Here is a 22003-nt window from a genome sequence, read left to right on the forward strand (position 1 = left end):
TATCTCTTCCTATACACCACCTCAACGGTTTGAATTTTACATGACCACTATTCGCCTTAAAGAAAACGAGCCGTTCGAAGTCGCAATGCGTCGCTTCAAACGCACCATCGAAAAAACGGGTCTGCTGACCGAATTGCGCGCTCGCGAATTCTACGAAAAGCCAACAGCTGAGCGCAAGCGCAAGCTGGCAGCTGCTGTCAAGCGTCATTACAAACGCATCCGCAGCCAACAACTGCCGAAAAAATTATTCTAAGACTGTTCAGTCAGAACCAACCCGGGTAGTTCGGCGCATTGTTCGCCACGGGTTTTGTTTTGATTCGCCTGGAGTGATACTTCAGATGAGTCGCATACCCGCTCCGGTTCGCCGCAGCGGGTTTTCGCTTTGTGGCCCGTACTTGTTTCTGGCCGCGCACGAGCACCGTTCCCATACTGACCAACGAGGATTGCCATGAGCTTGAAAGAACAAATTACCGAAGACATGAAAAACGCCATGCGCGCCAAGGAAGCGGGCAAGCTGGGCACGATTCGCCTGTTGCTGGCGGAAATCAAGCGCAAGGAAGTCGACGAGCGCATCGAATTGACGGATGCCCACGTGACGGCTATCGTGGAAAAGATGATCAAGCAGCGCAAGGATTCGATCACCCAGTTTGAAGCCGGTGGCCGTGCTGACCTGGCCGACATCGAAAAAGCCGAGCTGGTGCACCTGATCGGCTACATGCCTGCCGGTCTGTCGGATGAAGAAGTGGCGGCCGAAGTGGCTGCCGCCGTGGCCGCCTCGGGCGCCGCCGGTCCGCAAGACATGGGCAAGGTCATGGCCATCGTCAAGCCGAAGCTGGCCGGCCGCGCTGACATGACCGTGGTGTCCGCCCTGGTCAAGAAAGCCTTGACGCCAGCCGCGTAAGCAACAATAGTAGCAAGGGCTGCCAGCCGTCGCGCTGGCAGCCTGTTAAACAGCCCACACGTTGACCTGGCTCAACCTCCGGCCACGTGCGGTAGTATAGTCTGACCTATAACAAGACCCGCCCTCGCCAGTGATACCTCAATCCTTCATTTCCGATTTGCTCAACCGCGTCGATATCGTCGACGTCGTGGGCCGCTATGTGCAGCTGAAAAAAGGCGGCGCCAATTTCATGGGCTTGTGCCCGTTCCACAGTGAAAAATCGCCCAGCTTTACCGTCAGCCCTACCAAGCAGTTCTACCACTGCTTCGGCTGCGGCGCGCATGGCACCTCGATCGGCTTCCTGATCGAGTACTCGGGCATGGGCTTTGTCGATGCCGTCAAGGACCTGGCGCAAAACGTGGGCATGGTCGTGCCGGAAGCGGACGACAAGATCCCGCCGGCCCAGCGCGCGCAGATCCAGGCGCAAAGCCTGGCCCTGTCCGACGCCATGACGCAGGCGTGCGATTATTACCGGGGGCAATTGCGCCACGCGCCGGAAGCCATCGCCTACCTCAAAAATCGGGGCTTGACGGGCGAAGTGGCCGCTCGCTTCGGCATGGGTTTTGCGCCCGGCGGCTGGGATAATCTGCGTTCCGTTTTCCCCGATTACGACGTGGTGGCTCTGGCCGAGGCCGGTCTCGTGATCGACAAGGTCGATGAAGAGGGCAACAACCGCAAGCGCTACGACCGTTTCCGCGAACGCATCATGTTTCCGATTCGCAATACCAAGGGCCAGGTCATCGCCTTTGGCGGCCGCGTGCTCGACCATGGCGAACCGAAATATCTGAACTCGCCGGAAACCCCCTTGTTTTCCAAGGGATTCGAACTATATGGCTTGTTCGAGGCGCGCCAGGCCATCCGCGACGCCGGCTACGTGCTGGTGACGGAGGGTTACATGGACGTGGTGGCGCTGGCGCAGATGGGTTTCCCGCAAGCGGTGGCGACCCTGGGTACGGCGTGCACGCCCACCCACGTGCAGAAACTGTTGCGTCAGACGGATAACGTGATTTTCAGCTTCGACGGCGACAAGGCCGGCCGCCGCGCCGCCCGCCGCGCGCTGGAAGCGAGCCTGGCCCACGTGTCGGACAACAAGACCATCAAATTCCTGTTCTTGCCGGCGGAACACGATCCGGACAGCTATATCCGCGCATTCGGCGCCGAAGGTTTCGAGCAGCAAGTGCATGAAGCGATGCCGCTGTCGCAATTCTTGCTGAAAGAAGTGTCGGGCGAGCATGATCTGTCGGAACCGGAAGGGCGCGCCCGGGTGCAGTTCGACGCCAAGCCATTGCTGCAGCTGATGGCGCCGTCGTCCCTGCGCCTGCAGATCGTGCGCGGGCTGGCGCAGCTGACGCAGTCCACGCCGGCCGAGATCGAAGCCCTGTTCGAGCTGGCGAAACCCGTTGCCGTGGCGCACCGCGCGCCGCCGAAATCGGGCCGCCCCGTGCCTGTCGGCCTGGAATTGAAGATCATGCGCATGCTGGTGGCGCACCCGCCGTTGACCCTGCGCATCGATGAAGCGGCCCTGGCCGCCTTCCAGCACTTGGGGCCCGATGCGGCGCACAGCCTGGGGCAGCTGGTGGCCGTGGGCCAGGCGCTGGGCGAGCACGGCAGCTTTGCCGCGCTGGCGCAGCAATTGAAGGAGCTGGGCAGCGAATATGACGAGATCATCGGCGAGATCGCGGCCGGCACGGAATCCGATTACGACAGTGAATTGTCGTGGCTGGTGAGCACCATCCGCGAGATCAAATTGAATGCCTTGAAGGCGGAATTGCAGCAATTGTTTGCGTCGGGTTTGCCATCGGAGAAAATTGGTGTACGCTACCGCGAAATCATGCAGGAGCAAGGCGAGCTGGAACGTGAACGCGATGCCGAGTTGGTGAATCGCTAACCTTGCCCTGAGGGTATGTCGCGCACTGGAAAAACATTTTTCGCGTGCTATAATTAAATGCTAAGTATTGTGTGCTTTGGCAAGCTAGTTCTGTTTCGTAAATAGTATTTGTTTTCAGTAAGTTAGGCTCTTGATCGGCGCGGTGGATCGTGTCGGCAGCCAGGGCCAACTGGTGCTTTCGGCGTTGCGGGCAAGGCCCGCGGACGCTGGCAAGCCGCGCCAGGCTCTCGCTCCCAACGCGGTCGATGCAGGAATTTTTGCCGAGACGGCTGGCAACAGCCGGTGGACAGGAATTGCTGCGCTTCCCGCGGATCGTGGCCGATGAGGTGTAAGTAACGTAACAGTGTCGAATTTGCGTAGTCGGCAGGTTCGAAGATGGTGGTTCCCGCAGGTAGACAGGGAGCTGGCAGCAAACTTTATCCTAATCCACCGTAAAGCAAGTCGTTGTGTAATCGAAAGCGCCTGTGCCAATCAAGAAACCCGAATCCAAAGCGGCTGCAAAGCCCACTAAAGTTACCACGAAAGCCGAAAAGGCGCTCGATCGGCCAGAAGCGCGCGTGACCAGCGCGCCGCCTGTGGTCAGCCAGACCACCGACGCCGCCACCCTAGCGGCCATCGATACGTCCGGTTATGTCTTGCCGTCGGTAAAAGTGCCAGGCCGCCGCGGCCGCAAGCCAAAAGAATTCCAGCCAGAAAATGATGAAGTCGCCGCCCTGAACGCCGTCGAGCGGGCCGAACTGAAAGCCGTCGACAAGGCCAAGGCCAAGGACCGCAAGGCGAAAGAGCGCGCGCTGCTGAAGGACGCCTTCTCGTCCGACACGGAAGCGAGCGAGGAAGAACTCGAGCGCCGGCGCCAGAAACTCAAGACCCTGATCAAGTTCGGCAAGGAACGCGGTTTCCTGACGTATGCGGAAATCAACGATCACTTGCCCGAAAACATCGTCGATCCGGAAGCCATCGAAGGCATCATCGGTACCTTCAATGACATGGGCATCGCCGTCTACGAGCACGCGCCCGATGCGGAAACGTTGTTGCTGTCCGATAACGTTGCCGTCGTCACCAGCGATGACGAGGCGGAAGCGGCGGCCGAGGCCGCCTTGTCGACCGTCGACTCCGATTTCGGCCGCACTACCGACCCCGTGCGCATGTACATGCGCGAAATGGGCTCGGTCGAGCTGCTGACGCGCGAAGGCGAGATCGAGATTGCCAAGCGCATCGAAGATGGCTTGAAAGACATGATCCAGGCCATTTCCGCCTGTCCCGTGACGATCGCCGAAATCATCGCCGCCGCCGACCGCATCGCCAACGAAGAGATCAAGATCGATGAAATCGTCGACGGCCTCGTCGATGAAAACGAACCGGTCGCCGCCGCTCCTGTCGTGGCCGCTCCCGTCGAAGAAGACGAGGAAGAAGGCGAAGCGGAAGAAGAGGAAGAGGAAGAAGAGGAAGAAGCGAGCGCTTCGGGCGCCGCCGGCTTCTCCGCCGAACAGCTGGAAACGCTGAAACGCACGGCATTGGAAAAATTCGCCGTCATTTCGCAGCAATTCGACAAGATGCGCCGCGCCTTCGAGAAGGAAGGCTACAACTCGAAACCGTACGCCAAGGCGCAGGAAGCCATTTCGCAAGAGTTGCTGGGCATCCGCTTCACGGCCAAGGTCGTGGAAAAGCTGTGCGACACCCTGCGCGGCCAGGTGGACGAAGTGCGCCATATCGAGAAACAGATCCTCGACGTGGCCGTGAACCGCTGCGGCATGCCGCGCGCCCACTTCATCAAGGTCTTCCCGGGCAATGAAACCAACCTGGACTGGGTCGATGGCGAAGTCAACGCAGGACATGCGTACAGCGCCATCCTGGGCCGCAACATTCCGACCGTCAAGGAGCTGCAGCAGCGCCTGATCGACCTGCAGGCGCGCGTCGTGCTGCCGCTGCCGGACTTGCGCAATATCAACCGTCAGATGGCGGCCGGTGAAATGAAGGCGCGCAAGGCGAAGCGCGAAATGACGGAGGCCAACTTGCGCCTGGTTATTTCGATCGCCAAGAAATACACGAACCGGGGCCTGCAATTCCTCGACCTGATCCAGGAAGGCAATATCGGCCTGATGAAGGCCGTCGACAAGTTCGAGTACCGCCGCGGCTACAAGTTCTCGACGTATGCGACCTGGTGGATCCGTCAGGCGATTACCCGCTCGATCGCCGACCAGGCGCGCACGATCCGCATTCCCGTGCACATGATCGAGACGATCAACAAGATGAACCGGATTTCCCGCCAGATCCTGCAGGAAACAGGCGCGGAGCCCGATCCGGCCACCCTGGCGATCAAGATGGAGATGCCCGAGGACAAGATCCGCAAGATCATGAAAATCGCCAAGGAACCGATCTCGATGGAAACGCCGATCGGCGACGACGACGATTCGCACCTGGGCGACTTCATCGAGGACAACAACACCCTGGCCCCGGCCGACGCAGCGCTGCACGCGTCCATGCGGGGCGTGGTCAAGGACGTGCTCGATTCCCTGACGCCACGCGAAGCGAAAGTGCTGCGCATGCGCTTTGGCATCGAGATGTCCACCGACCACACGCTGGAAGAAGTGGGCAAGCAATTTGACGTGACGCGCGAGCGCATCCGCCAGATCGAAGCCAAGGCGCTGCGCAAGCTGCGCCACCCATCGCGCTCCGACAAGCTGAAAAGCTTCTTGGAAGGCAACTAGAAGCCAATAGGGCTTGACGTACGCCCCTGATACCCCTATCCTCGCGTGTCCGTTTCCAAAACGGCCGCGCGAGGCGGGCATCAACAGCGCCGCCACGCCGCAGTCCCCGGGCCTCTAGCTCATGCTTGGTTAGAGCAGCGGACTCATAATCCGTTGGTGCCGTGTTCGACTCACGGGAGGCCCACCAGAATTTAGCAGCAAAAAATCCCCGGCGGGTGACTGCCGGGGATTTTTTTATGCGCGAGATAATCATCGCAAGGTTTGGTCGTTTGGATGGGCTGGTTCTGGCTTCGTCACTAATTTCATCTTATATCGGTACGGAGTGCATAGGGGGGCTGTCCACTTTGCCTGCCGTTCGACTTTGTATTTGCAATTAAGTACGCTACAGGTCATTATTATTGTTTAATGCGGCTATGGTTGGGCTTGTGTCTGAATGGCGGACCTGACCCTGCCCCCCTTTTCCTGCCGTTCGACCTTATATTTGCAATTAAGTACGCTACAGGTCATTATCGTTGTTCAATGCGGCTATGGTTGGGCTTGCGTCTGAATGGCGGACCTGACCCCTGCCACCCCGGACCCCTGCCACCCCGTGACCCTACCACGCTCCCTAATTAAAGAAAATCTCCGTGTGGCACCATATGCTATAGTTTGAGGGTAGTTGACTTTTTAATACTTAAAAATTTCATAGGGGTTGACAGTGAAACTTTCACCAAATGATGTTCAGCAAGAAATAGAGCGAGTTAGAAGTAATAAATATAATCAGTTTATCAAGAAAGTTCGTTTGAAAAATGTACGAGGTTTTGCTGATGAATTTGTTGATTTTAAAACTCCTGTAACTGCGTTAGTTGGAACAAATGGTGGGGGAAGTCAACCATTCTTGGATCGGCAGCTTTAGCATATAAGGGAATTAAGCCTGGTCAATTTTTCCCGAAGGCTTTTGTCGGTGATGAAAGTATGGCCGAATGGAGTATTGAGCTGGAACTGGTTGATAAGGATCTATCTAAAGATAAAACTGTAACGAAAACCGCCAAGTTCACCCAGTCAAAGTGGCGTCGGGATGAGTTCCCTAGTAGGCATGTAGAATATATTGAAATTCAGCGAACAGTTCCAGCTGGCGAAATGACGAAATTTAAAAGATTTCTAGCTGGGAAGGTCGCTGAATTTGAAATAAAAGAGCTTGGCGCGAATACTATTAAGTATGCAACCGCTGTTCTTGATAAAAATATTGAAAATTATAGAATTGTTAGCAATAGAGAGAATCCGGCAATTAGAATGTATACTGGTAGTACATCAGATAAAATTGGTTATTCTCAATTTCATTTTGGTGCTGGTGAGGGGTCCGTCATTGAAACAATTGATCGAATCGAATCGGCGCCAAATAATGCCTTAATTTTGATCGAAGAGGTTGAGAATGGACTTCATCCTGTGGCGGTCAGACTTTTTGTGCAATATTTGCAGGATGCTGCTAAAAGAAAGAAACTCCAGGTGATATTTACAACGCACTCTCAGGAAGCTGTCAACGAGCTTCCACCTGAGGCCGTATGGGCTGCAATTAACAAGCGTACTTGGAACGGAAAGTTAAGTATAGAAAGCTTGCGGGCTATTACTGGAGAAGTTCATAATAGCCGTGTTATTTATGTTGAGGATGGTTTTGTTAAAGAGTGGGTGGAAAATGCTCTTGGTAGATATGGAAAAGGCTTATCAGAGTCTACCGTTGTATTTGCCGCTGGTGGCTATCCTAATTTGGTAAAAGTTAGCCAATTTCACAACGAAAATCCTATGTTGAAGATCCCCTCAGTTGCACTGGTGGATGGGGATATATATGATCCTGATGACGGCGACCAGTTGCCTGATCATGCATTTTTCATTGGATCAGGGTATCCAGAAGCAATCGTTTTTGATTATATATTCTCAAAAAGAAAAGAAAAATTTCATTGATAAGACAGCGTTGCTTCTTGTCTAAATTTGATGAGAATAGAATATTATCAGCTATTGAGAGTGTTAGAAATTCAGCGTGTGATTGCCATATTGTATTTACTGAATTAAGCAATAAGCTAGACTTTGTCTCGGCGGTTTATATTAAGGCAGGAATGATTGACCTATTCAATGAAGAAAATCCTGATTTTTGGAAGGAAATAATTGAATTTGTTGAAAAGAGGCTGGAGTTGACTTAAGTTTTTGTGAATTTGATGCTGGTTGTGGTTTTATTAAGGGGTAGAGCATGTGTCTCATAACCCGTTGGTGCCGTATTGACTCACGGAAGCCCCACCAGAATTGAGCAATATTAGAACAAGCCCCGGCGGGCCACTGCCGGGGCTTTTTTCGTGCTGCCGTACAATCGCGGCTTGGTGATTGATGAAGGATGAAACGAGATGACGGCTGAAGTGAAGATTGACGATATCGTGGTGGGCGACGGCAAGGCGGCGGCGCGCGGGGCACTGGTGACGGCGCATTACCGGGGCTGGCTGGAAGATGGGACGGAGTTTGACTCGTCGCACAAGCGGGGCGAGTCTTTCCGCTGTGTCTTGAGCAGTAACAAAGTGATCCAGGGCTGGATTCTGGGTTTGCACGGCATGCAGGTGGGTGGCACGCGCAAGCTGTGGGTGCCGGCGGCGCTGGCGTATGGCGAGCGGCAGGTGGGCCTGATACCGCCGAACTCCAATTTGATCTTCGAGATCGAATTGCTGGAAGTACTGACGCGCGATTGATCGCTTGACGCGCAATCAGGCGGGCAGGGCGCTTGCCGTCACTCTACGCGAACAGCGGCGTGTTTTCGTGCCGCTGCCGGCATATTCAGGTGGTGCGCTTGTGGAAGATCAAGCCTGTTTCAAGTTGACCTGCATCATGTCCAGCAGCGGCACGATGTCGTGCAGGCTGGCCACTTCATAGGTGGGGATGGCGGCCGAGTGGTTGGCCATGTTGTCGGGGTTGAACCAGCAGCTGGCGATGCCGTAGCGGTTGGCGCCCAGGATGTCGGCGTCCAGGCGGTCGCCGATGATGATGCTTGTTTCCTTGCTGAATGTACGGGCCATGTTGGCCGCGTAGTCGAAGAAGCGCACGTCCGGCTTGGCGTGGCCGCACGCTTCCGAGGTGGCGACGAAGGAAATATAGTCGCCCAGGCCGGAGGCGGCGATGCGGCGGTTCTGGATGGATTCGACGCCGTTGGTGATGATGCCCACTTCGCCGATGCGCGACAGCGTTTCGCACACTTGCTTGGCGCCATCGATGAGCACGACCGTGTCCGGCAGCGATTCCAAATATAGGCGGCTGGCCAGTTCCGGGTCGATGGCGATGCCGTTCAGCGCAAACGTCTTGCGGAAGCGCTCCACCTTCAGAAAATCCTTGCTCACCTCACCCGTTTCGAAACGTTTCCACAGATCGACGTTGATCGCCTGGTACTGGGAAAACAGCCCGTTGATGCCGTCGCGCAAGCCCAGTTCGTGCATGGTGTGCAGGAACGAGCGTTTTTCGGACGCCCGGAAATCGAGCAGGGTATCGTCGAGGTCAAACAGGAATAGCTGGTAGGTCATGGTATGTATTGAAAGCGTGGAACTTGTCTTGCATCGTAGCACGTAGCGCTGAGTTCGGTTGGCCATGCCCTGCGCGGGCGATCCGCTACAATCGCTGCCGGACCCGTCACTTTCACTTCATTCCTGCCATGACCCAGCTCTCCGTCAACGTCAATAAAATCGCCCTGCTGCGCAATTCGCGCGGCCGCAATTTCCCGGACCTGCTCGCGTTTTCCACGCGCTTTCTCGACCTGGGCGCCGCCGGCATTACCTTGCACCCGCGTCCGGACCAGCGCCATGCGCGCTACGATGATGTTGCTCCGTTGCAGCGCCTGTGCGCGGAGCGGGGACGCGAGCTGAATGTGGAGGGCTATCCGGCGGCGGATTTTCTGGAGGTGGTGAAAAGCGCGCGCCCGGCGCAATGCACCTTGGTGCCCGATATGCCGGGCCAGCTGACGTCCGATCACGGTTGGGATATTGAACAGCACGCGGCGCTGTTGCGCCCTGCCATTGCACAATTGAACGACCTGGGCATCCGCGTCAGCCTGTTCGTCGATGCCGACTACCCGGCGCTGGAATGGGCGCGCGAGGTGGGCGCGGCGCGGGTCGAGCTGTACACGGAACGGTTTGCCGAGAGTTATGGCGGCGCGCAGGCCGATGCCGTGTTTGACACGTATCGGCAGGCGGCGCGGCGGGCGCAGGCGCTGGGCCTGGGCGTGAATGCGGGGCACGACCTCGATTTGCACAACCTGGCGCGCTTCCTGGACATTTCCGGCATCCTGGAAGTGTCGATCGGCCACGCACTGGTGGTCGAGTGCCTGGAACTGGGCATGGACACGGTGTTGGGCCGCTACCTTGAGATATGTCAATCGTAGGGCTGCCGCACATCGAACGCGCTTGCCGCTTGCTGACCTTGCTTACCAGTCATTTCTGAATGGATTTTTGCATGTTTGACGCAACTGCGGGGAGTGGCTTGAGGAGTGGTATTGAGCGCACTATTTGCACTGAAAACTGACTATTTTCGTTTGCTGTGTAATGGCTGCAACGCACTGTTTGACGCCTGGCAAAGCCATGCGCAGGTAGCGTTCGGTACCGGCATACAGGCAGTCCACCTGAAACAGATACTCGGGTGCATCAAAATTGATGTCCCAGCGTTGATGCAAGGTGCCGTTGCGTGTCCATTCCTTGTCCGGGGCCAGGATAGGCAACGCTTCGCCAGCTGCTGGCGGCTGATCCGCCGGATAGGACAGCACGCGTACGCCATCGAGTTTGCTGGCCGGCAGGTTCCAGCTTGAGGGAGGCGCTTGCGGGCAAGACACGGACGCAATGGGGGCCGCGGCAGCTGGCCGCATCGCCGCGGCAGCGATGACCAATGTCGCCAGTGCGAGCGGCTTCATTCCACTACCGAATAGAGTTCGGGACGATTCGATGCCCCGGCCGCCGAACGGCCGAAGTAGATCACGCGGGCGCTGGGCTTGTGGTTACGCCACTGGTCGAAAATTGCTATGCCGCCAGGCACCCGGCGGATGAACAGCGCCGCATGATTGCCCTGCCGCAGATCCTGATAGCGGCCGTTGACGAAGGTGGCAATCACTGTACCTTTCGCGATACCGCCTTGTTCCAGCAGATCCGGTACTTTATTTCCTTCGCGCCAAAGCGATGAGGCACGGGCGCCGGTGAGGTGCCTGACCAGGGTAACGCACTCGCCATTTCCCACGAACTCTTTTTGCTTTGCATAATCGGCACGCGCAATGTAGGGCATATCGTTGCTCTCTGTGGTTGATGATAGAGGGAGCGTATGCAAGGCGCGGGCAAGCAGCTTGATGTGTGCCAGAGCAATACAGAACATTGACATGTGTCATGGCCCCGCCTGGTGTACGGACAACCTTACATATCCACCCACCAGTTAAGCAAGGTTTCATCATCGTCGTCATCAAGGTTGACGTAGATGTTGGCGAAATACCATTCCACGCCCGTCGCCGTGCGGAAGGCGTCGAAGGGGCCGTTGACGTTGTAGATGCCGTGGTGTCCCGGCACGCTGAAGGTGAGGTTGCCCTTGTACTGGCCATCCATGGTGCCGCCCAGCTGGCCTTGCACGTCGCGTTCGAGCTGGTCCACTGCTGCTTGCGGCACGTCGTCGGCGTAGATCTGGATGCAGAAGTTGCCGCCGCGCTTTAATACTTCGGCGGGGGCGAGCGGGTCGGCGATGCTGACGATGTCGCCGCGCGCCAGGTTCAGGGTCAGGCCGGGCGAGGCCAGCAGTTCATAGACGTGTTCGTCAATCTGGCGCGCCGGCAGGGTTTCATACACGGGGCCGCTGGTGTTTTCACCTGCCAGTACGCGGATGTGCGGCAAGCCTTCGCAATTGATGTCTTCCATTCATTCTTTCATAGTGCCGGCGCGATGCGTTGCGGGCTGTCCTGGGTTGGGGTTTATGGCAATATTGTACCGGGTACGTGCCGGCTGGCCAGGTACGCAACGGTGCATACGGGGAGATACGATGGAGAATGCGGTGCAGGCAGGCGGCTGCTTATGTGGCGCGGTGCGCTTCGAAGTGACAGGCGAGGGCAGCAATCCGCACAGCTGTTCCTGCCGCAATTGCCAGCAGCACACGGGGGCGCCGACGGTGGCGTGGGTGGAGTTTGCGCGCGATCAAGTGCGCTGGACGGGCTCGGCCGGTGCGCCGGCCACCTACCGCTCTTCCGAGTATTCCAGCCGGGCCTTTTGCGCCGCTTGCGGCAGTTCCGTCGGCGCCATTGACGACGCGCCCACGGTGGCTTTGCTGGTGGGCAGTTTTGATGATCCCAGCCAGGCGGCCTTTGCGCCCGCATACCACGCGTTTGACGACGTCAGGCCAGGCTGGTGGCACGTTGACCTGGCCGCTGTCGCGCCCATTCCAGGCAATTAGGCGGCGCGTCAGACTGGCGGCGTGGCCAGGAAGGCGGGCAGGGTTTCCGCCGAGCGTGTAAAGGCGTGCACGGCCGGGTAGTCGGCCGGCTTGACGATATCGGACGTTTCCAGCTGGGCGAAGCTCCAGCCGACGGCGATGGTCACGCCCGCCTGGTCGATACTGCCCGTCTCGCCAGGCAGGGGCAGGTGCGCGCATTCCTGTTCCAGCGCATTCCAGGCGGCATGCAGTTGCATGCTGACCCGTTCCAGCCACGGCGCGTGTTGCTTGTCGAGCGGACGCAGCTTGCGTTCGTAAACGATCTGCACGGCTTTTTCATAGGCGGCCAAGGCCAGGCCCGTCAGGCGCAGCGCCCGCACGCTGTCGGCGAGGGGAGGGGCGGACGTGTCCGGGCGCAGCAGCGATAGATAGTGCAGGATCAAGGTGGAGTCCATCAGCACTTGCCCGTCGTCCAGGACCAGGGTCGGCACCTTGATGACGGGGTTGATCTCGCGCACGGCATCCATGTTGCGGAACACGGACAGAGGCAAGTGCTCGTAAGCAATTCCCTGCAAGTGCAAACAGATGGCGACCCTGCGCACATAGGGCGAGTCGAGCATGCCGATCAGTTTCATGGCCAGTCTCCGGGGAAGTTAGCGGGAATGCCTACGATATCCGCTTGCCTGCCCGTTTGCCAGCGTGGTGCTTAATTGTGTGCGCTGATGCCGCTGCGGAATTGTTCGAAACCGGCGCGCGCTGCCTTGTAGCAATTGCCGGCGGCCGCTTCCAGGCCTTCGCGGTCGAGCACTTCGACCGTGCCGCGGCGGTACTGGATCAAGCCTTCGTCCTGCAGCTTGCGGGCCGTGACGGTGACGCTTTCGCGGCGCACGCCCAGCATGTTGGCCATGGTGTCTTGCGTGACCTTCAGTTCGTTCGACAGGGAACGGTCGAGGCGGTCCAGCAGCCAGCGGCACAGTTTTTGTTCGATGCTGCAATGACGGCCGCCCACCACGTTCTGTGCCATTTGCGCAAACATGGCGCTGGTGTAGCGCATCAGCAATTGCGCCAGCGCGCCGCCTTCATTGAACACTTCGCGCAGGAAGGCGGTTTTCAGGCGGTAGCCATAGCCGGCCGTCTGCACGATGGCGGTGCAGGTGGCGCGCTCGGCTTCGTACAGCACCACGCCGGCCACGCCTTCGCGGCCGATGACGGCGATCTCGGTGGTGGCGCCGTCTTCCATCACATACAGCAGGGAAACGATGGCGTTGGTGGGGAAGTACGTGTATTCAATCTTGCCGCCGCAATCGAACAGGTGCTTGCCGGCAGGCAAAGCGACCAGTTCCAGTTGGCAAAACAGGCGCTCCAGATCGGCGCGCGACAATGCGCGCAGCAATTCGTTCTGTTGCGCGCCCGTGATGCTGATCATGGGCGTGGCCGGTGCGGCTTGCCAGTTGTGCTGGACAGCGGCGTGGCTATTCGTGGCTGGGGTCAGGTTGCTATAAGCTTTGTACATGGTAGGGCCTCGTCTTCTGATTTTGTTGGATGGCGCTGCTTTTCTGGCTTGCTAGCGTTGTGCTGAATCTTGTATCCACTATAGAAGCAGGGGGCGCCGGCGGGCATCGGATGAGCCGACGTGCTTATGTAGGCTAGGAACATTGCCTCGTGTCATCCGACTCCTACGCTGGTTTCTGCATTTTTTCCTTTGCACACAACGGTGTTGGGGCAGAAATACGCCACGCTGCCCGCTACCCGCGAACTTTGGCCACCTGCCGCGGTCAAACCATTCTGCGCTGCAGTACGACGGTGATAAAATGTTGCCTTGTGGAAATTTGACTCATGGTTCGATAGGAGCCCTTGCTCGTCATCACTGAGCGCTTCCGCTTCCACCTGCCCTCACTGCCCGCGCCGTGCATGTAGTTGGCGCGCGCCTGCCTAGTCCCGTTTACCCGTTTAATGAAGGAACGCAACGCATGAAATGGTTTTTTGATCTGAAAATTGCCACCAAGCTGATCTTGTCGTTTGGCGCCGTGCTGCTGCTGACGGCAGCGCTGGGCGTGTCGGCGATCTTTTCCATGGCGCGCATCAATAGCGCGTCGACGGACCTGTCCGACAACTGGATGCCCAGCGTGCTGGCGGCCATGTCCATGCGCAGCGATGTCAGCGATTTCCGCCGCTGGGAACTGGCGCACATGCTGGCCGCGCAGGATGCCGACATGGCGCAGAACGAAACGCGCATGACGGAAACGCAGGCCAGATTGAAGGCCGATGCCGACAAGTACCGCAGCCTGATTTCCGAACCGGGCGAGAAGGACATGTTCGAGCGCTTCCTGGCGCTCAACGATGAGTTCATGCGCCTGCACGCAACCATGCTGAGCCTGTCGCGCGAGATGAAGAAGGAAGAGGCGCGCGCGCTGGCCGTGGGACCGTCGGCCAAGGTCATGACGGACATGATGGCGGCTCTCGATAAACTGGTGTCGATTAACACGGACGGCGGCGTGCGCTCGAGCGCCAGCGCCGACGCAACCTATGCGGCCTCGCGCGCCAGCCTGATCGGCTTGGTGGTGGGCATCATCGTCATCGGCATGCTGCTGGCGCTGTGGGTGGCGCGCAGCGTGGCGCGCCCGCTGATCGAAGCCGTCGGCGTGGCGCGCCAGGTGGCGGCCGGCGACTTGACGGCGCATATTGTTGTGCGATCGCAAGACGAAACGGGGCAATTGATGCAAGCCCTGAAAGACATGAATGCCAGCCTGCAAAACCTGGTGGGCCAGGTGCGCGGCGGCACCGATACCATTGCCACGGCGTCGAGCCAGATTGCCGCCGGCAACCAGGATTTGTCGTCGCGCACGGAAGAACAGGCCAGCTCGCTGGAAGAAACGGCGTCGTCGATGGAAGAGCTGACCTCGACCGTGAAGCAGAATGCGGACAATGCGCGCCAAGCCAACACCATGGCGCTGACCTCGTCGAGCATCGCCATCGAGGGCGGCAAGGTCGTCAGCGAAGTGGTGGGCACGATGGCGTCGATCAACGCGTCGTCGCGCAAGATCGTCGACATCATCGCCGTCATCGACGGCATTGCTTTCCAGACCAATATCCTGGCCCTGAATGCGGCCGTCGAGGCGGCGCGCGCGGGCGAGCAGGGACGCGGCTTTGCCGTCGTCGCCACGGAAGTGCGCAACCTGGCGCAACGCTCGGCCGCGGCGGCCAAGGATATCAAGGTCCTGATCGGCGATTCGGTCGAGAAAGTCGAAGCGGGATCGAAACTGGTGGACCAGGCGGGCCGCACGATGGATGACATCGTTGCCAGCATCACCCGCGTAACGGACATCATGAGCGAGATCACGGCCGCCAGCAGCGAGCAGAGCGCCGGTATCGAGCAGGTTAATCAGGCCATCGCCCAGATGGACCAGGTGACGCAGCAAAATGCGGCCCTGGTGGAAGAGGCGGCGGCAGCGGCCGAATCGATGCAGGAGCAGGCTGCCAGCCTGAGCGACGTGGTCAGCGTCTTCAAGCTCGACGTGGCCAGCGCCGCCGCAAGCCGGCCACGCGCGCCTGTCAAGGCTGTCAAGGCGCCTGCAGCGGCGGCGCCGGCACCTGCGCCGCGTCAACTGGCCAGCACGGCGCGCCGCGCGGCGCCAGTGGATGAGTGGGAAAGTTTCTAAGGGCGCTTGCGCGGCTTCCTGACGCCCTGGGTGGCGGGCGCGGCGGCGGCTTGCTGGCGCTGTTGCCAGGCCCTCAGGGCTGCTTCGTAGGCGGCCAGGTCTTCCTGGTACATTTCCAGTACGCAAAAAGTGCAACCGCTGTGGCAGCACTCGTCATTGCCCGGTTTGCTGGGAGGCTGCGGTTGCGGATCGTGGGGTAAAGGCGGGGTGGGCATGGTGAGGGCAGGGCGGCGGAGCTGGCATCGGAGCTGGCATGATACGGCATCCCGGCGCGTCGTTGCTGGAACGCTTTTTGCTCAAAAATCACGGTTTCCGTGTACAGTTGCGGTGAATTAGGGTATCGTTTACAGCACTGATATTGTATCTTCTGCGCGCGATGTTCCGCCGGCGCGATCTCCGCCGCCATCGCAGCACATCTCTTCGACGCTCCCGCATACGCCATACAGCATGTCCCGGAGCACGGAGGTGCCGCAAGAACAATGATCCATGGCTTGCAAGACGGAGCTGCCTGTGCCCCGAAATGTTGTTTATTGAGAAAGCATGGCTTCCGCAGTGCGGAGGCACACCAGAAAATTTATGTCTGAAACCGAATCGACTCCTACGCCCAGCCCGGCGATTGCCCCTGACGCGGCGCCCGCCGCCGCTGCACCTGCACCTGCCGCATCCGCCGCTCCCAGCCTGACCTTTGCCGACTTCGGCCTCGCGCCTGAAATCCAGCGCGCCTTGACCGACCAGGGCTACACCCATCCGACACCGATCCAGGAACAAGCGATCCCCGTGGTGCTGCAAGGCCGCGATGTGATGGGGGCCGCGCAAACGGGCACCGGCAAGACGGCTGGTTTTTCCTTGCCGATCATCCAGTTGCTGATGGCGCATGCCAGCAGCAGCATGTCGCCGGCACGCCACCCCGTGCGCGCGCTGATCCTCACGCCGACCCGCGAACTGGCGGTGCAGGTGGCCGAAAACGTCAAGGCCTACGCCAAACACACGCCGCTGCGTTCGACCGTCGTCTTCGGCGGCATGGACATGAAGCCGCAAACCGTCATCCTGCGCGGCGGCGTGGAAATCGTCATCGCCACGCCGGGCCGCCTGCTCGACCATATCGAGCAAAAGAACATCAGCCTGAGCCAGGTGCAGATGCTGGTCATGGATGAAGCCGACCGCATGCTGGACATGGGTTTCCTGCCCGACTTGCAACGCATCATCAACTTGCTGCCGAAACAGCGCCAGAACCTGATGTTCTCGGCCACGTTCTCGCCGGAAATCAAGAAGCTGGCCGCCACCTTCCTCAACGATCCGCTGACGATCGAAGTGGCGCGCAGCAACCAGACGGCCGACAAGGTCACGCAAGTGGTCTACAAGGTGACGGAAGACCAGAAGCATGCCCTGGTCGCCCATCTGCTGCGCCAGCGCGACCTGAAACAGGTCATCGTGTTTTCGAACACCAAGATCGGCGCTTCGCGCCTGGCCCGCGTGCTGGAGCAGGAAGGCATGAGCGCCACGGCGATTCACGGCGACAAGAGCCAGCAGGAACGCATGGCGGCGCTGGAAGCGTTCAAGAAGGGCGAGATCGACGTGCTGGTGGCCACCGACGTGGCGGCGCGCGGCCTGGACATTTCCGACTTGCCTTGCGTCATCAACTTCGACTTGCCGTACAACGCGGAAGACTATGTGCACCGCATCGGCCGCACGGGCCGCGCCGGCGCCTCGGGCGACGCCATTTCGATCTATTCGGATAAAGACGAGCGCTTGCTGGCCGATATCGAGAAACTCATCAAGCAAAGCATCAAGCGCGGCGAATTGACGGGCTTTAACCCGGCGCCCGCCCGCAGCAGCGACAGCGAGCGCCGTCCGCCGCGCCGCAGCGAAGGTGGCGAGGCACGTCCCGCGCGCACCCCCGAGAGCCGCCATGCCAGCGACAGCCGCGACAGCCGCTCCGCCGAGCGTGGTGCCCGTCCCGCCTTCGGTCCCGGCGCCCGCCGCGAAAAGGCCGATCCCTGGTTCCTGAAGCCATATGAGCCTGCCAAGGCGGCGGCTCCCGTTGCCGCCAGCATGGCGCCGGCCGCGGTCAAGCCGAAGCAGAAGGTGGCGGCGTTGCTGGGTGGGTTGTTGAAGCCGTAAAAGGCAGAGACCAATATTTATTTTCTCGTTGCTTGATGTAAAAAAAGCCTGAAACTCAGTTTCAGGCTTTTTTTGCGATTGACCCGTCCTGGAATAAGTTGACACTTTTGCGATGCAGCGCAGGAGTGTCAGATGGAACAAGGGTTTCGACGCAGTCAGCGTGATTGCAGCCTGGCTTGTAAACTGAGCGTGGTCGAGCAGGTGGAAAAAGGCGAGAGGCGGTACAAGCAGGTGCAAATGCGTACGCAGTACAGCGCCGAGCAGCGTTTTTCGACAGGTGGCAACGCAAGTGAGCGGCCTTGTATGCAAAACGCCCGATGCAGTGCATCGGGCGTCGTTCCCGGAAGGGATGAAGCGGTCAGGCAACGATGTGGTCAGGAATTCAGTTTCTGGCGGTTCTCGCGCCACCATTTGCTACCGAATACCAGAATGACGGAAAACAGCAATCCAAGCAGGCCGCTCGTCAGGATGACGGACGACAGGCGCGACGAACGCCGCTCAGGCAAGCTTGGGCCGGCAATGAAGCGGCTCTTTTCCAGATACAGGCTTAGCGCGCTCTGGTTTTCTATCGAGATGGTGTTGTAGACTTCCTTGATCGTGTCGTCGTTCAGATCCTTGTTCTTGAACGCTGCTTCCTTGACCGCTTCCAGGCCGCGCAGGATGACTTCACCGGAGCGTGTCTGGTTCATGAACGCCCTCGCCTTGTCGTAGTAGTCGCGCAGCAGTACGGCCTGCTGGCGGTCGCGTTTGGCCTTGGTGATGATTTCCTTGAGGTCGACGATCCGCACTTCGCTGGTCGTCAACTGCGTAATGGGCGACAAGTAGCGGGCGTTGTCTTCCGTAACGGTAACCAGCTGACGCGCATTTTGTGCCGACTCGGGATAGCGGGAGACGATCTGTTTCAGGCTTTCTCCCTTGCGTTGATACTCTTCCAGCGATTGATTGCTATCGATGATGTGATTGTCGAGTTTGGTAATCTTGGCATTCATCTCGGCTGTCTTGACACGCAGTGAATCCTCATAGCTCAGGTATATGATGCTGTCCATGACGAAGCGGCCCAGTAAGCCTACCGTGCGCTGGGCCTTTTGCGGGCTATCGGCCTCAAAACTGAGGCGCAGGCCAATCACATTGGTATTGCTGCCATCGCGCGGCTGTTCAAGTTCCTTGGCGTCAAGCTTGGAAAACGGGTAAACCGGCTCGACAACCTTGTCGATGCCATCGCGCACGATAAAAATTTTGCGCAACTGGTCCGCGCCCGGCGCGTCATTCAGTTGGTTGTATTTGATGAAGTCAGCATAGCGCTCGGCAGTGCCAAAGGCTGCCGCGTAACGCTTGTAGTCTGCCAGGGCGATACCGCTGGCGGGATCTTTTTCCTTGGCATCCAGTTTTTCTCGGCTGGCAGGGGAATTGCGCCGCCAAACTGGAAAAAACCTTCGCTCTTGTACTGGGCCATATAAAGGGCATACGAGACGCTGACGATGACGATCAATGATGTTGCCAAAATGATGCGCCAGCGTGCCTGCCATGCCGTTCCAAGCAGTTCCGTCAAGGAAGCGACATCTTCATTATCTTTGATTTGTTGCATATTGAATTTGGCCTGTTCTTCCATAAATGTGAGTATGAATCGTTGTAGCTGGTGTGAAACATGTTTTCCTGCCGTACGCCGGCAGGATCTTACTGCAGATAGTCTCCGGCAGGGGAGCCAGCACGTATCGCCTTGTTGTGCGCATGCGAAGCATGTTTTTCATGTTCCAGCCAGATGAGGTCTTCAATGCCGCACTGGGGGCTATATTCGTTCACCGTACGCAACAGCAGCCTGCGGACTTCATCATATTTGAATTCCACACATGCTTTTTGCAGCTCGGATAACAGTGGTTCCAGTTCCGACCATGGGATCAGCGACTCCTCGGCGCGCATGATGAGAGGATGCTCCGTGCCTTCGACTTTTTCGCCGATCAGCAACTCCTCATATAATTTTTCTCCGGGCCGCAAGCCCACGTGTTCGATCTCGATACCTTCGGGCGAGGCTGGACTGCGCACCGCCAGGCCGCTCAGGTGGACCATGCGCTTGGCCAGATCCAGGATCTTCACCGGCTCGCCCATATCCAGGACAAAGACGTCGCCACCTTCGCCCATTGCGCCTGTCTGCAAGACCAGCTGTGCCGCTTCGGGGATTGTCATGAAGTAGCGGGTGATTTCCGGATGGGTCAGGGTAATCGGGCCGCCCAGCATGATCTGCTTGCGGAACAAGGGCACGACCGAGCCAGAGGATCCCAGGACATTGCCGAAGCGCACCATGCAAAACCGCGTATGGTCTTGTTCGCGCGCAAAACCTTGCAGGATCAGCTCAGCCAGGCGCTTGGTTGCTCCCATGACGTTCGTGGGCCGAACCGCCTTGTCGGTGGAAATGAGCACAAAACAGCCCACGCCAGCGGCCATGGCTGCCTTTGCGATACTGAGCGTGCCGAAGACGTTGTTGCTGACACCCTCGACCGGGTTGTGCTCGACGAGAGGAACGTGTTTGTAGGCCGCCGCATGGTACAGCGTATCGATGGCAAAGGTGTGCATGATCCTGGTGCACTTCTCTGTATCGAGCACGGAACCGAGGAATGGCAGCAGTTCGATTTGCAGGTTTTGCGCGCTTATCGTGCTCTTCAATTCCTGCTTGATCGTATACAGGGCGAATTCCGACATGTCGAGCAGGATGAGCCGGCTAGGGCGTTGGCCGATGATCTGGCGGCATAGCTCGGAACCGATGGAGCCACCTGCACCAGTCACCATCACTGCCTTGCCGGTGATGCATTTCGCCAGCAGTTCGCGGTTGGGGGCGACCTGGTCGCGTCCCAGCAAGTCTTCAATTTCAATGTCGCGCACATCCTGAACCCGCAACTCTCCCGACACCAGGCTGCCAACTGGCGGCGTTACCTTGATCTTGACCTTGTGGACTTCCAGCTTGTCCAAGATGTGTTTCTGCTGGCTCTTGGACAGCGATGGCATGGCCAGCAGCACTTCCATGATACTGCTCTTGGCAATCAGTTCCCCCAGTTCTGCTGAAGGGTAGACCTTAATGCCTGCAATGGTGGCGCCTTTCAACTCTTTTTTATCGTCGATGAATGCCACTGGCAGATAGTCGTGGCCGGCGCGCAGGGCGCTGGCCAGTTGTGTGCCTGCCTTGCCGGCGCCATAGATGGCAACCCGTACCGGCGCCCGTTCCCCGTTGGCGTGCAGCAGGAAGCCGCGCGCGACAAAGCGGCTTGCGACCATGTACATGATGGCGCTGACCCAATAGATACCGAACACGCCGCGTGACAGGCCGCTCATGTGAATGGCAAACGCGGCGATGGCCACCAGAATGGCTACCGAAATGGTCACGCCCAGTATTACTACATAGACAATTTTCTGGTCGATGAAACGGATGACCGCCCGATACAGGCCCAGGCGCACAAACACGGGCAGCGAAATTACCGGTACCAGCAGGATGAGCCAAGAGTATTGTTTCAGGATCACAATATCGACGACGTCGTAACGCAGCAATATGGCGACAGCAAAAAGTAGGGGCAACATGAACAAATCCGTCGTCGCGGCGATGATTTGTTTATGGAAACGCGAAAGATCAAGGAAAGATTTCATTTTTGTTTTCTTATTATGGGTAATCTTGCGAACGCTACACGCAATAAGGTCACGGTATATTACTCTGGCATGGCCGAGGCAAGACTCCCTGAATCAATGTGTTACATTATCCTTGCGTATTACTTTGATGAAGGTCAAAAATATAATTTTCAGGTCAAGTATAAATGACCGTTTCTGCAGATATTCCACGTCAAGCTTTACTTTATCTGGAATAGGTAATTCATCACGGCCATTTATCTGCGCCCAGCCTGTCAATCCGGGCGAAATTTTTTCAACTCCATATTGAGTGCGCAAGGCAATCAGGTCCTGCTGATTGAACAGGGCGGGGCGTGGACCGACAAAACTCATGTCGCCGCAAAGAATGCTCCATAGCTGGGGTAACTCATCCAGACTTGATTTGCGCAGGAATGAACCGATCGGTGTCAGGACACTTTTTGGATCTGGCAATAAATGCGTGGCGACGGCTGGCGTGCCGACGCGCATGGTGCGGAATTTCGGCATGCGGAAGATGCGGTTGTTGCGGCCTACCCGATCGGACCAGTACACCACAGGACCGGTGGAAGTAAGTTTCACCAGAATGGCGACGATCGTGATTGGCAATAGCAATATGCATAGCGCGACGCAGGCCAGCAGGAAGTCAAATATTTTTTTCATTCAGAAC

22 protein-coding genes and 1 tRNA gene are annotated in these 22003 nt (G+C 58.1%); 13 read left to right on the plus strand and 10 right to left on the minus strand.

Annotated elements, in window-relative coordinates; all coding sequences use genetic code 11:
- The first annotated feature begins 40 nt into the window (after nucleotides 1-40).
- The 9 genes from rpsU to ACRHIG_RS08310 all read left to right on the plus strand — a co-directional run bounded on the left by rpsU (nucleotide 41) and on the right by ACRHIG_RS08310 (nucleotide 8244).
- Nucleotides 41-253 carry a 30S ribosomal protein S21 gene (rpsU, locus tag ACRHIG_RS08270; protein WP_008451879.1) on the plus strand — a complete coding sequence of 71 codons (213 nt, stop codon included), beginning with the start codon at nucleotides 41-43 and terminating at the stop codon, nucleotides 251-253.
- 195 nt (nucleotides 254-448) lie between these two features.
- Nucleotides 449-901 (plus strand): GatB/YqeY domain-containing protein, encoded by a 453-nt coding sequence (locus ACRHIG_RS08275; protein ID WP_070287781.1) that lies wholly within the window; start codon nucleotides 449-451, stop codon nucleotides 899-901.
- A gap of 130 nt (nucleotides 902-1031) precedes the next feature.
- On the plus strand, nucleotides 1032-2828 hold the full coding sequence (dnaG, locus tag ACRHIG_RS08280; protein WP_489629891.1) for a DNA primase: 1797 nt from the start codon (nucleotides 1032-1034) through the stop codon (nucleotides 2826-2828).
- A gap of 464 nt (nucleotides 2829-3292) precedes the next feature.
- On the plus strand, nucleotides 3293-5536 hold the full coding sequence (gene rpoD / locus ACRHIG_RS08285) for an RNA polymerase sigma factor RpoD (protein WP_076567827.1): 2244 nt from the start codon (nucleotides 3293-3295) through the stop codon (nucleotides 5534-5536).
- A gap of 108 nt (nucleotides 5537-5644) precedes the next feature.
- Nucleotides 5645-5723, plus strand: a tRNA-Ile gene (locus ACRHIG_RS08290).
- A gap of 510 nt (nucleotides 5724-6233) precedes the next feature.
- Nucleotides 6234-6431: a hypothetical protein gene (locus ACRHIG_RS08295; RefSeq protein ID WP_489629892.1), complete on the plus strand. Its 198-nt coding sequence runs from the start codon at nucleotides 6234-6236 to the stop codon at nucleotides 6429-6431.
- 59 nt (nucleotides 6432-6490) lie between these two features.
- Nucleotides 6491-7474, plus strand: a complete 984-nt coding sequence (locus ACRHIG_RS08300; RefSeq protein ID WP_489629893.1) for an AAA family ATPase — start codon at nucleotides 6491-6493, stop codon at nucleotides 7472-7474.
- Nucleotides 7475-7491: 17 nt separating this feature from the next.
- A complete protein-coding gene (locus ACRHIG_RS08305) occupies nucleotides 7492-7710 on the plus strand; it encodes a hypothetical protein (protein ID WP_489629894.1) in 219 nt (72 codons plus the stop codon).
- 198 nt (nucleotides 7711-7908) lie between these two features.
- Entirely contained in the window at nucleotides 7909-8244 is a 336-nt protein-coding gene (locus tag ACRHIG_RS08310; protein ID WP_489629895.1) for an FKBP-type peptidyl-prolyl cis-trans isomerase, read from the plus strand.
- Between the two features lie 108 nt (nucleotides 8245-8352).
- Here ACRHIG_RS08310 and ACRHIG_RS08315 read toward each other — a convergent pair whose 3' ends face one another.
- The gene (locus tag ACRHIG_RS08315) at nucleotides 8353-9066 is read right to left on the minus strand and encodes a YjjG family noncanonical pyrimidine nucleotidase (protein ID WP_489629896.1); all 714 of its coding nucleotides are present in this window, start codon (nucleotides 9064-9066) and stop codon (nucleotides 8353-8355) included.
- Nucleotides 9067-9194: 128 nt separating this feature from the next.
- Between ACRHIG_RS08315 and ACRHIG_RS08320 the strand changes: the two genes are divergently transcribed.
- Nucleotides 9195-9920 carry a pyridoxine 5'-phosphate synthase gene (locus tag ACRHIG_RS08320; RefSeq protein WP_489629897.1) on the plus strand — a complete coding sequence of 242 codons (726 nt, stop codon included), beginning with the start codon at nucleotides 9195-9197 and terminating at the stop codon, nucleotides 9918-9920.
- A gap of 120 nt (nucleotides 9921-10040) precedes the next feature.
- On the opposite strand, the gene ACRHIG_RS08325 is transcribed toward ACRHIG_RS08320, so the two are convergent.
- The 3 genes from ACRHIG_RS08325 to ACRHIG_RS08335 form a co-directional block, all read right to left on the minus strand.
- Nucleotides 10041-10442 (minus strand): STY0301 family protein, encoded by a 402-nt coding sequence (locus ACRHIG_RS08325; protein WP_489629898.1) that lies wholly within the window; start codon nucleotides 10440-10442, stop codon nucleotides 10041-10043.
- Entirely contained in the window at nucleotides 10439-10807 is a 369-nt protein-coding gene (locus ACRHIG_RS08330; RefSeq protein WP_489629899.1) for a BPSL0067 family protein, read from the minus strand. Before ACRHIG_RS08330 ends, ACRHIG_RS08325 begins: the two co-directional genes overlap by 4 nt.
- A 125-nt stretch (nucleotides 10808-10932) precedes the next feature.
- Nucleotides 10933-11424, minus strand: coding sequence for a DUF4265 domain-containing protein (locus ACRHIG_RS08335; RefSeq protein WP_489629900.1), 492 nt, complete (start codon nucleotides 11422-11424; stop codon nucleotides 10933-10935).
- A gap of 121 nt (nucleotides 11425-11545) precedes the next feature.
- Here ACRHIG_RS08335 and ACRHIG_RS08340 point away from each other — a divergent pair, with 121 nt between their 5' ends.
- A complete protein-coding gene (locus ACRHIG_RS08340) occupies nucleotides 11546-11953 on the plus strand; it encodes a GFA family protein (RefSeq protein WP_489629901.1) in 408 nt (135 codons plus the stop codon).
- An 8-nt stretch (nucleotides 11954-11961) separates the two neighbouring features.
- On the opposite strand, the gene ACRHIG_RS08345 is transcribed toward ACRHIG_RS08340, so the two are convergent.
- Both ACRHIG_RS08345 and ACRHIG_RS08350 read right to left on the minus strand, forming a co-directional pair.
- Complete coding sequence (locus tag ACRHIG_RS08345; protein ID WP_489629902.1) at nucleotides 11962-12567, minus strand: glutathione S-transferase; 606 nt, start codon at nucleotides 12565-12567, stop codon at nucleotides 11962-11964.
- A gap of 71 nt (nucleotides 12568-12638) precedes the next feature.
- Entirely contained in the window at nucleotides 12639-13358 is a 720-nt protein-coding gene (locus ACRHIG_RS08350) for a Crp/Fnr family transcriptional regulator (protein ID WP_035828139.1), read from the minus strand.
- A 544-nt stretch (nucleotides 13359-13902) separates the two neighbouring features.
- Here ACRHIG_RS08350 and ACRHIG_RS08355 point away from each other — a divergent pair.
- On the plus strand, nucleotides 13903-15591 hold the full coding sequence (locus tag ACRHIG_RS08355) for a methyl-accepting chemotaxis protein (RefSeq protein WP_489629903.1): 1689 nt from the start codon (nucleotides 13903-13905) through the stop codon (nucleotides 15589-15591).
- On the opposite strand, the gene ACRHIG_RS08360 is transcribed toward ACRHIG_RS08355, so the two are convergent.
- Entirely contained in the window at nucleotides 15588-15806 is a 219-nt protein-coding gene (locus ACRHIG_RS08360) for an oxidoreductase-like domain-containing protein (RefSeq protein WP_475416878.1), read from the minus strand. The genes ACRHIG_RS08355 and ACRHIG_RS08360 overlap by 4 nt on opposite strands.
- Before the next feature lie 361 nt (nucleotides 15807-16167).
- Here ACRHIG_RS08360 and ACRHIG_RS08365 point away from each other — a divergent pair, with 361 nt between their 5' ends.
- Nucleotides 16168-17712, plus strand: coding sequence for a DEAD/DEAH box helicase (locus ACRHIG_RS08365; RefSeq protein ID WP_489629904.1), 1545 nt, complete (start codon nucleotides 16168-16170; stop codon nucleotides 17710-17712).
- A 374-nt stretch (nucleotides 17713-18086) separates the two neighbouring features.
- On the opposite strand, the gene ACRHIG_RS08370 is transcribed toward ACRHIG_RS08365, so the two are convergent.
- The 3 genes from ACRHIG_RS08370 to ACRHIG_RS08380 all read right to left on the minus strand — a co-directional run bounded on the left by ACRHIG_RS08370 (nucleotide 18087) and on the right by ACRHIG_RS08380 (nucleotide 21996).
- The gene (locus tag ACRHIG_RS08370) at nucleotides 18087-19238 is read right to left on the minus strand and encodes a lipopolysaccharide biosynthesis protein (RefSeq protein ID WP_489629905.1); all 1152 of its coding nucleotides are present in this window, start codon (nucleotides 19236-19238) and stop codon (nucleotides 18087-18089) included.
- 148 nt (nucleotides 19239-19386) lie between these two features.
- The gene (locus ACRHIG_RS08375) at nucleotides 19387-21342 is read right to left on the minus strand and encodes a polysaccharide biosynthesis protein (RefSeq protein ID WP_489629906.1); all 1956 of its coding nucleotides are present in this window, start codon (nucleotides 21340-21342) and stop codon (nucleotides 19387-19389) included.
- A 93-nt stretch (nucleotides 21343-21435) separates the two neighbouring features.
- Nucleotides 21436-21996, minus strand: coding sequence for a sugar transferase (locus ACRHIG_RS08380; protein ID WP_489629907.1), 561 nt, complete (start codon nucleotides 21994-21996; stop codon nucleotides 21436-21438).
- Between the last annotated feature and the right edge of the window lie 7 nt (nucleotides 21997-22003).

The organism is Janthinobacterium sp. C22 (genome assembly GCF_057919405.1).

Coding starts and splice junctions, on each gene's coding strand:
- rpsU (WP_008451879.1), top strand. CDS start 41: ATGACCACTATTCGCCTTAAAGAAAACGAGCCGTTCGAAGTCGCAATG.
- ACRHIG_RS08275 (WP_070287781.1), top strand. CDS start 449: ATGAGCTTGAAAGAACAAATTACCGAAGACATGAAAAACGCCATGCGC.
- ACRHIG_RS08300 (WP_489629893.1), top strand. CDS start 6,491: ATGGCCGAATGGAGTATTGAGCTGGAACTGGTTGATAAGGATCTATCT.
- ACRHIG_RS08310 (WP_489629895.1), top strand. CDS start 7,909: ATGACGGCTGAAGTGAAGATTGACGATATCGTGGTGGGCGACGGCAAG.
- ACRHIG_RS08315 (WP_489629896.1), bottom strand. CDS start 9,066: ATGACCTACCAGCTATTCCTGTTTGACCTCGACGATACCCTGCTCGAT.
- ACRHIG_RS08320 (WP_489629897.1), top strand. CDS start 9,195: ATGACCCAGCTCTCCGTCAACGTCAATAAAATCGCCCTGCTGCGCAAT.
- ACRHIG_RS08325 (WP_489629898.1), bottom strand. CDS start 10,442: ATGAAGCCGCTCGCACTGGCGACATTGGTCATCGCTGCCGCGGCGATG.
- ACRHIG_RS08330 (WP_489629899.1), bottom strand. CDS start 10,807: ATGCCCTACATTGCGCGTGCCGATTATGCAAAGCAAAAAGAGTTCGTG.
- ACRHIG_RS08335 (WP_489629900.1), bottom strand. CDS start 11,424: ATGGAAGACATCAATTGCGAAGGCTTGCCGCACATCCGCGTACTGGCA.
- ACRHIG_RS08340 (WP_489629901.1), top strand. CDS start 11,546: ATGGAGAATGCGGTGCAGGCAGGCGGCTGCTTATGTGGCGCGGTGCGC.
- ACRHIG_RS08345 (WP_489629902.1), bottom strand. CDS start 12,567: ATGAAACTGATCGGCATGCTCGACTCGCCCTATGTGCGCAGGGTCGCC.
- ACRHIG_RS08350 (WP_035828139.1), bottom strand. CDS start 13,358: ATGATCAGCATCACGGGCGCGCAACAGAACGAATTGCTGCGCGCATTG.
- ACRHIG_RS08355 (WP_489629903.1), top strand. CDS start 13,903: ATGAAATGGTTTTTTGATCTGAAAATTGCCACCAAGCTGATCTTGTCG.
- ACRHIG_RS08360 (WP_475416878.1), bottom strand. CDS start 15,806: ATGCCCACCCCGCCTTTACCCCACGATCCGCAACCGCAGCCTCCCAGC.
- ACRHIG_RS08365 (WP_489629904.1), top strand. CDS start 16,168: ATGTCTGAAACCGAATCGACTCCTACGCCCAGCCCGGCGATTGCCCCT.
- ACRHIG_RS08370 (WP_489629905.1), bottom strand. CDS start 19,238: ATGGCAGGCACGCTGGCGCATCATTTTGGCAACATCATTGATCGTCAT.
- ACRHIG_RS08375 (WP_489629906.1), bottom strand. CDS start 21,342: ATGAAATCTTTCCTTGATCTTTCGCGTTTCCATAAACAAATCATCGCC.
- ACRHIG_RS08380 (WP_489629907.1), bottom strand. CDS start 21,996: ATGAAAAAAATATTTGACTTCCTGCTGGCCTGCGTCGCGCTATGCATA.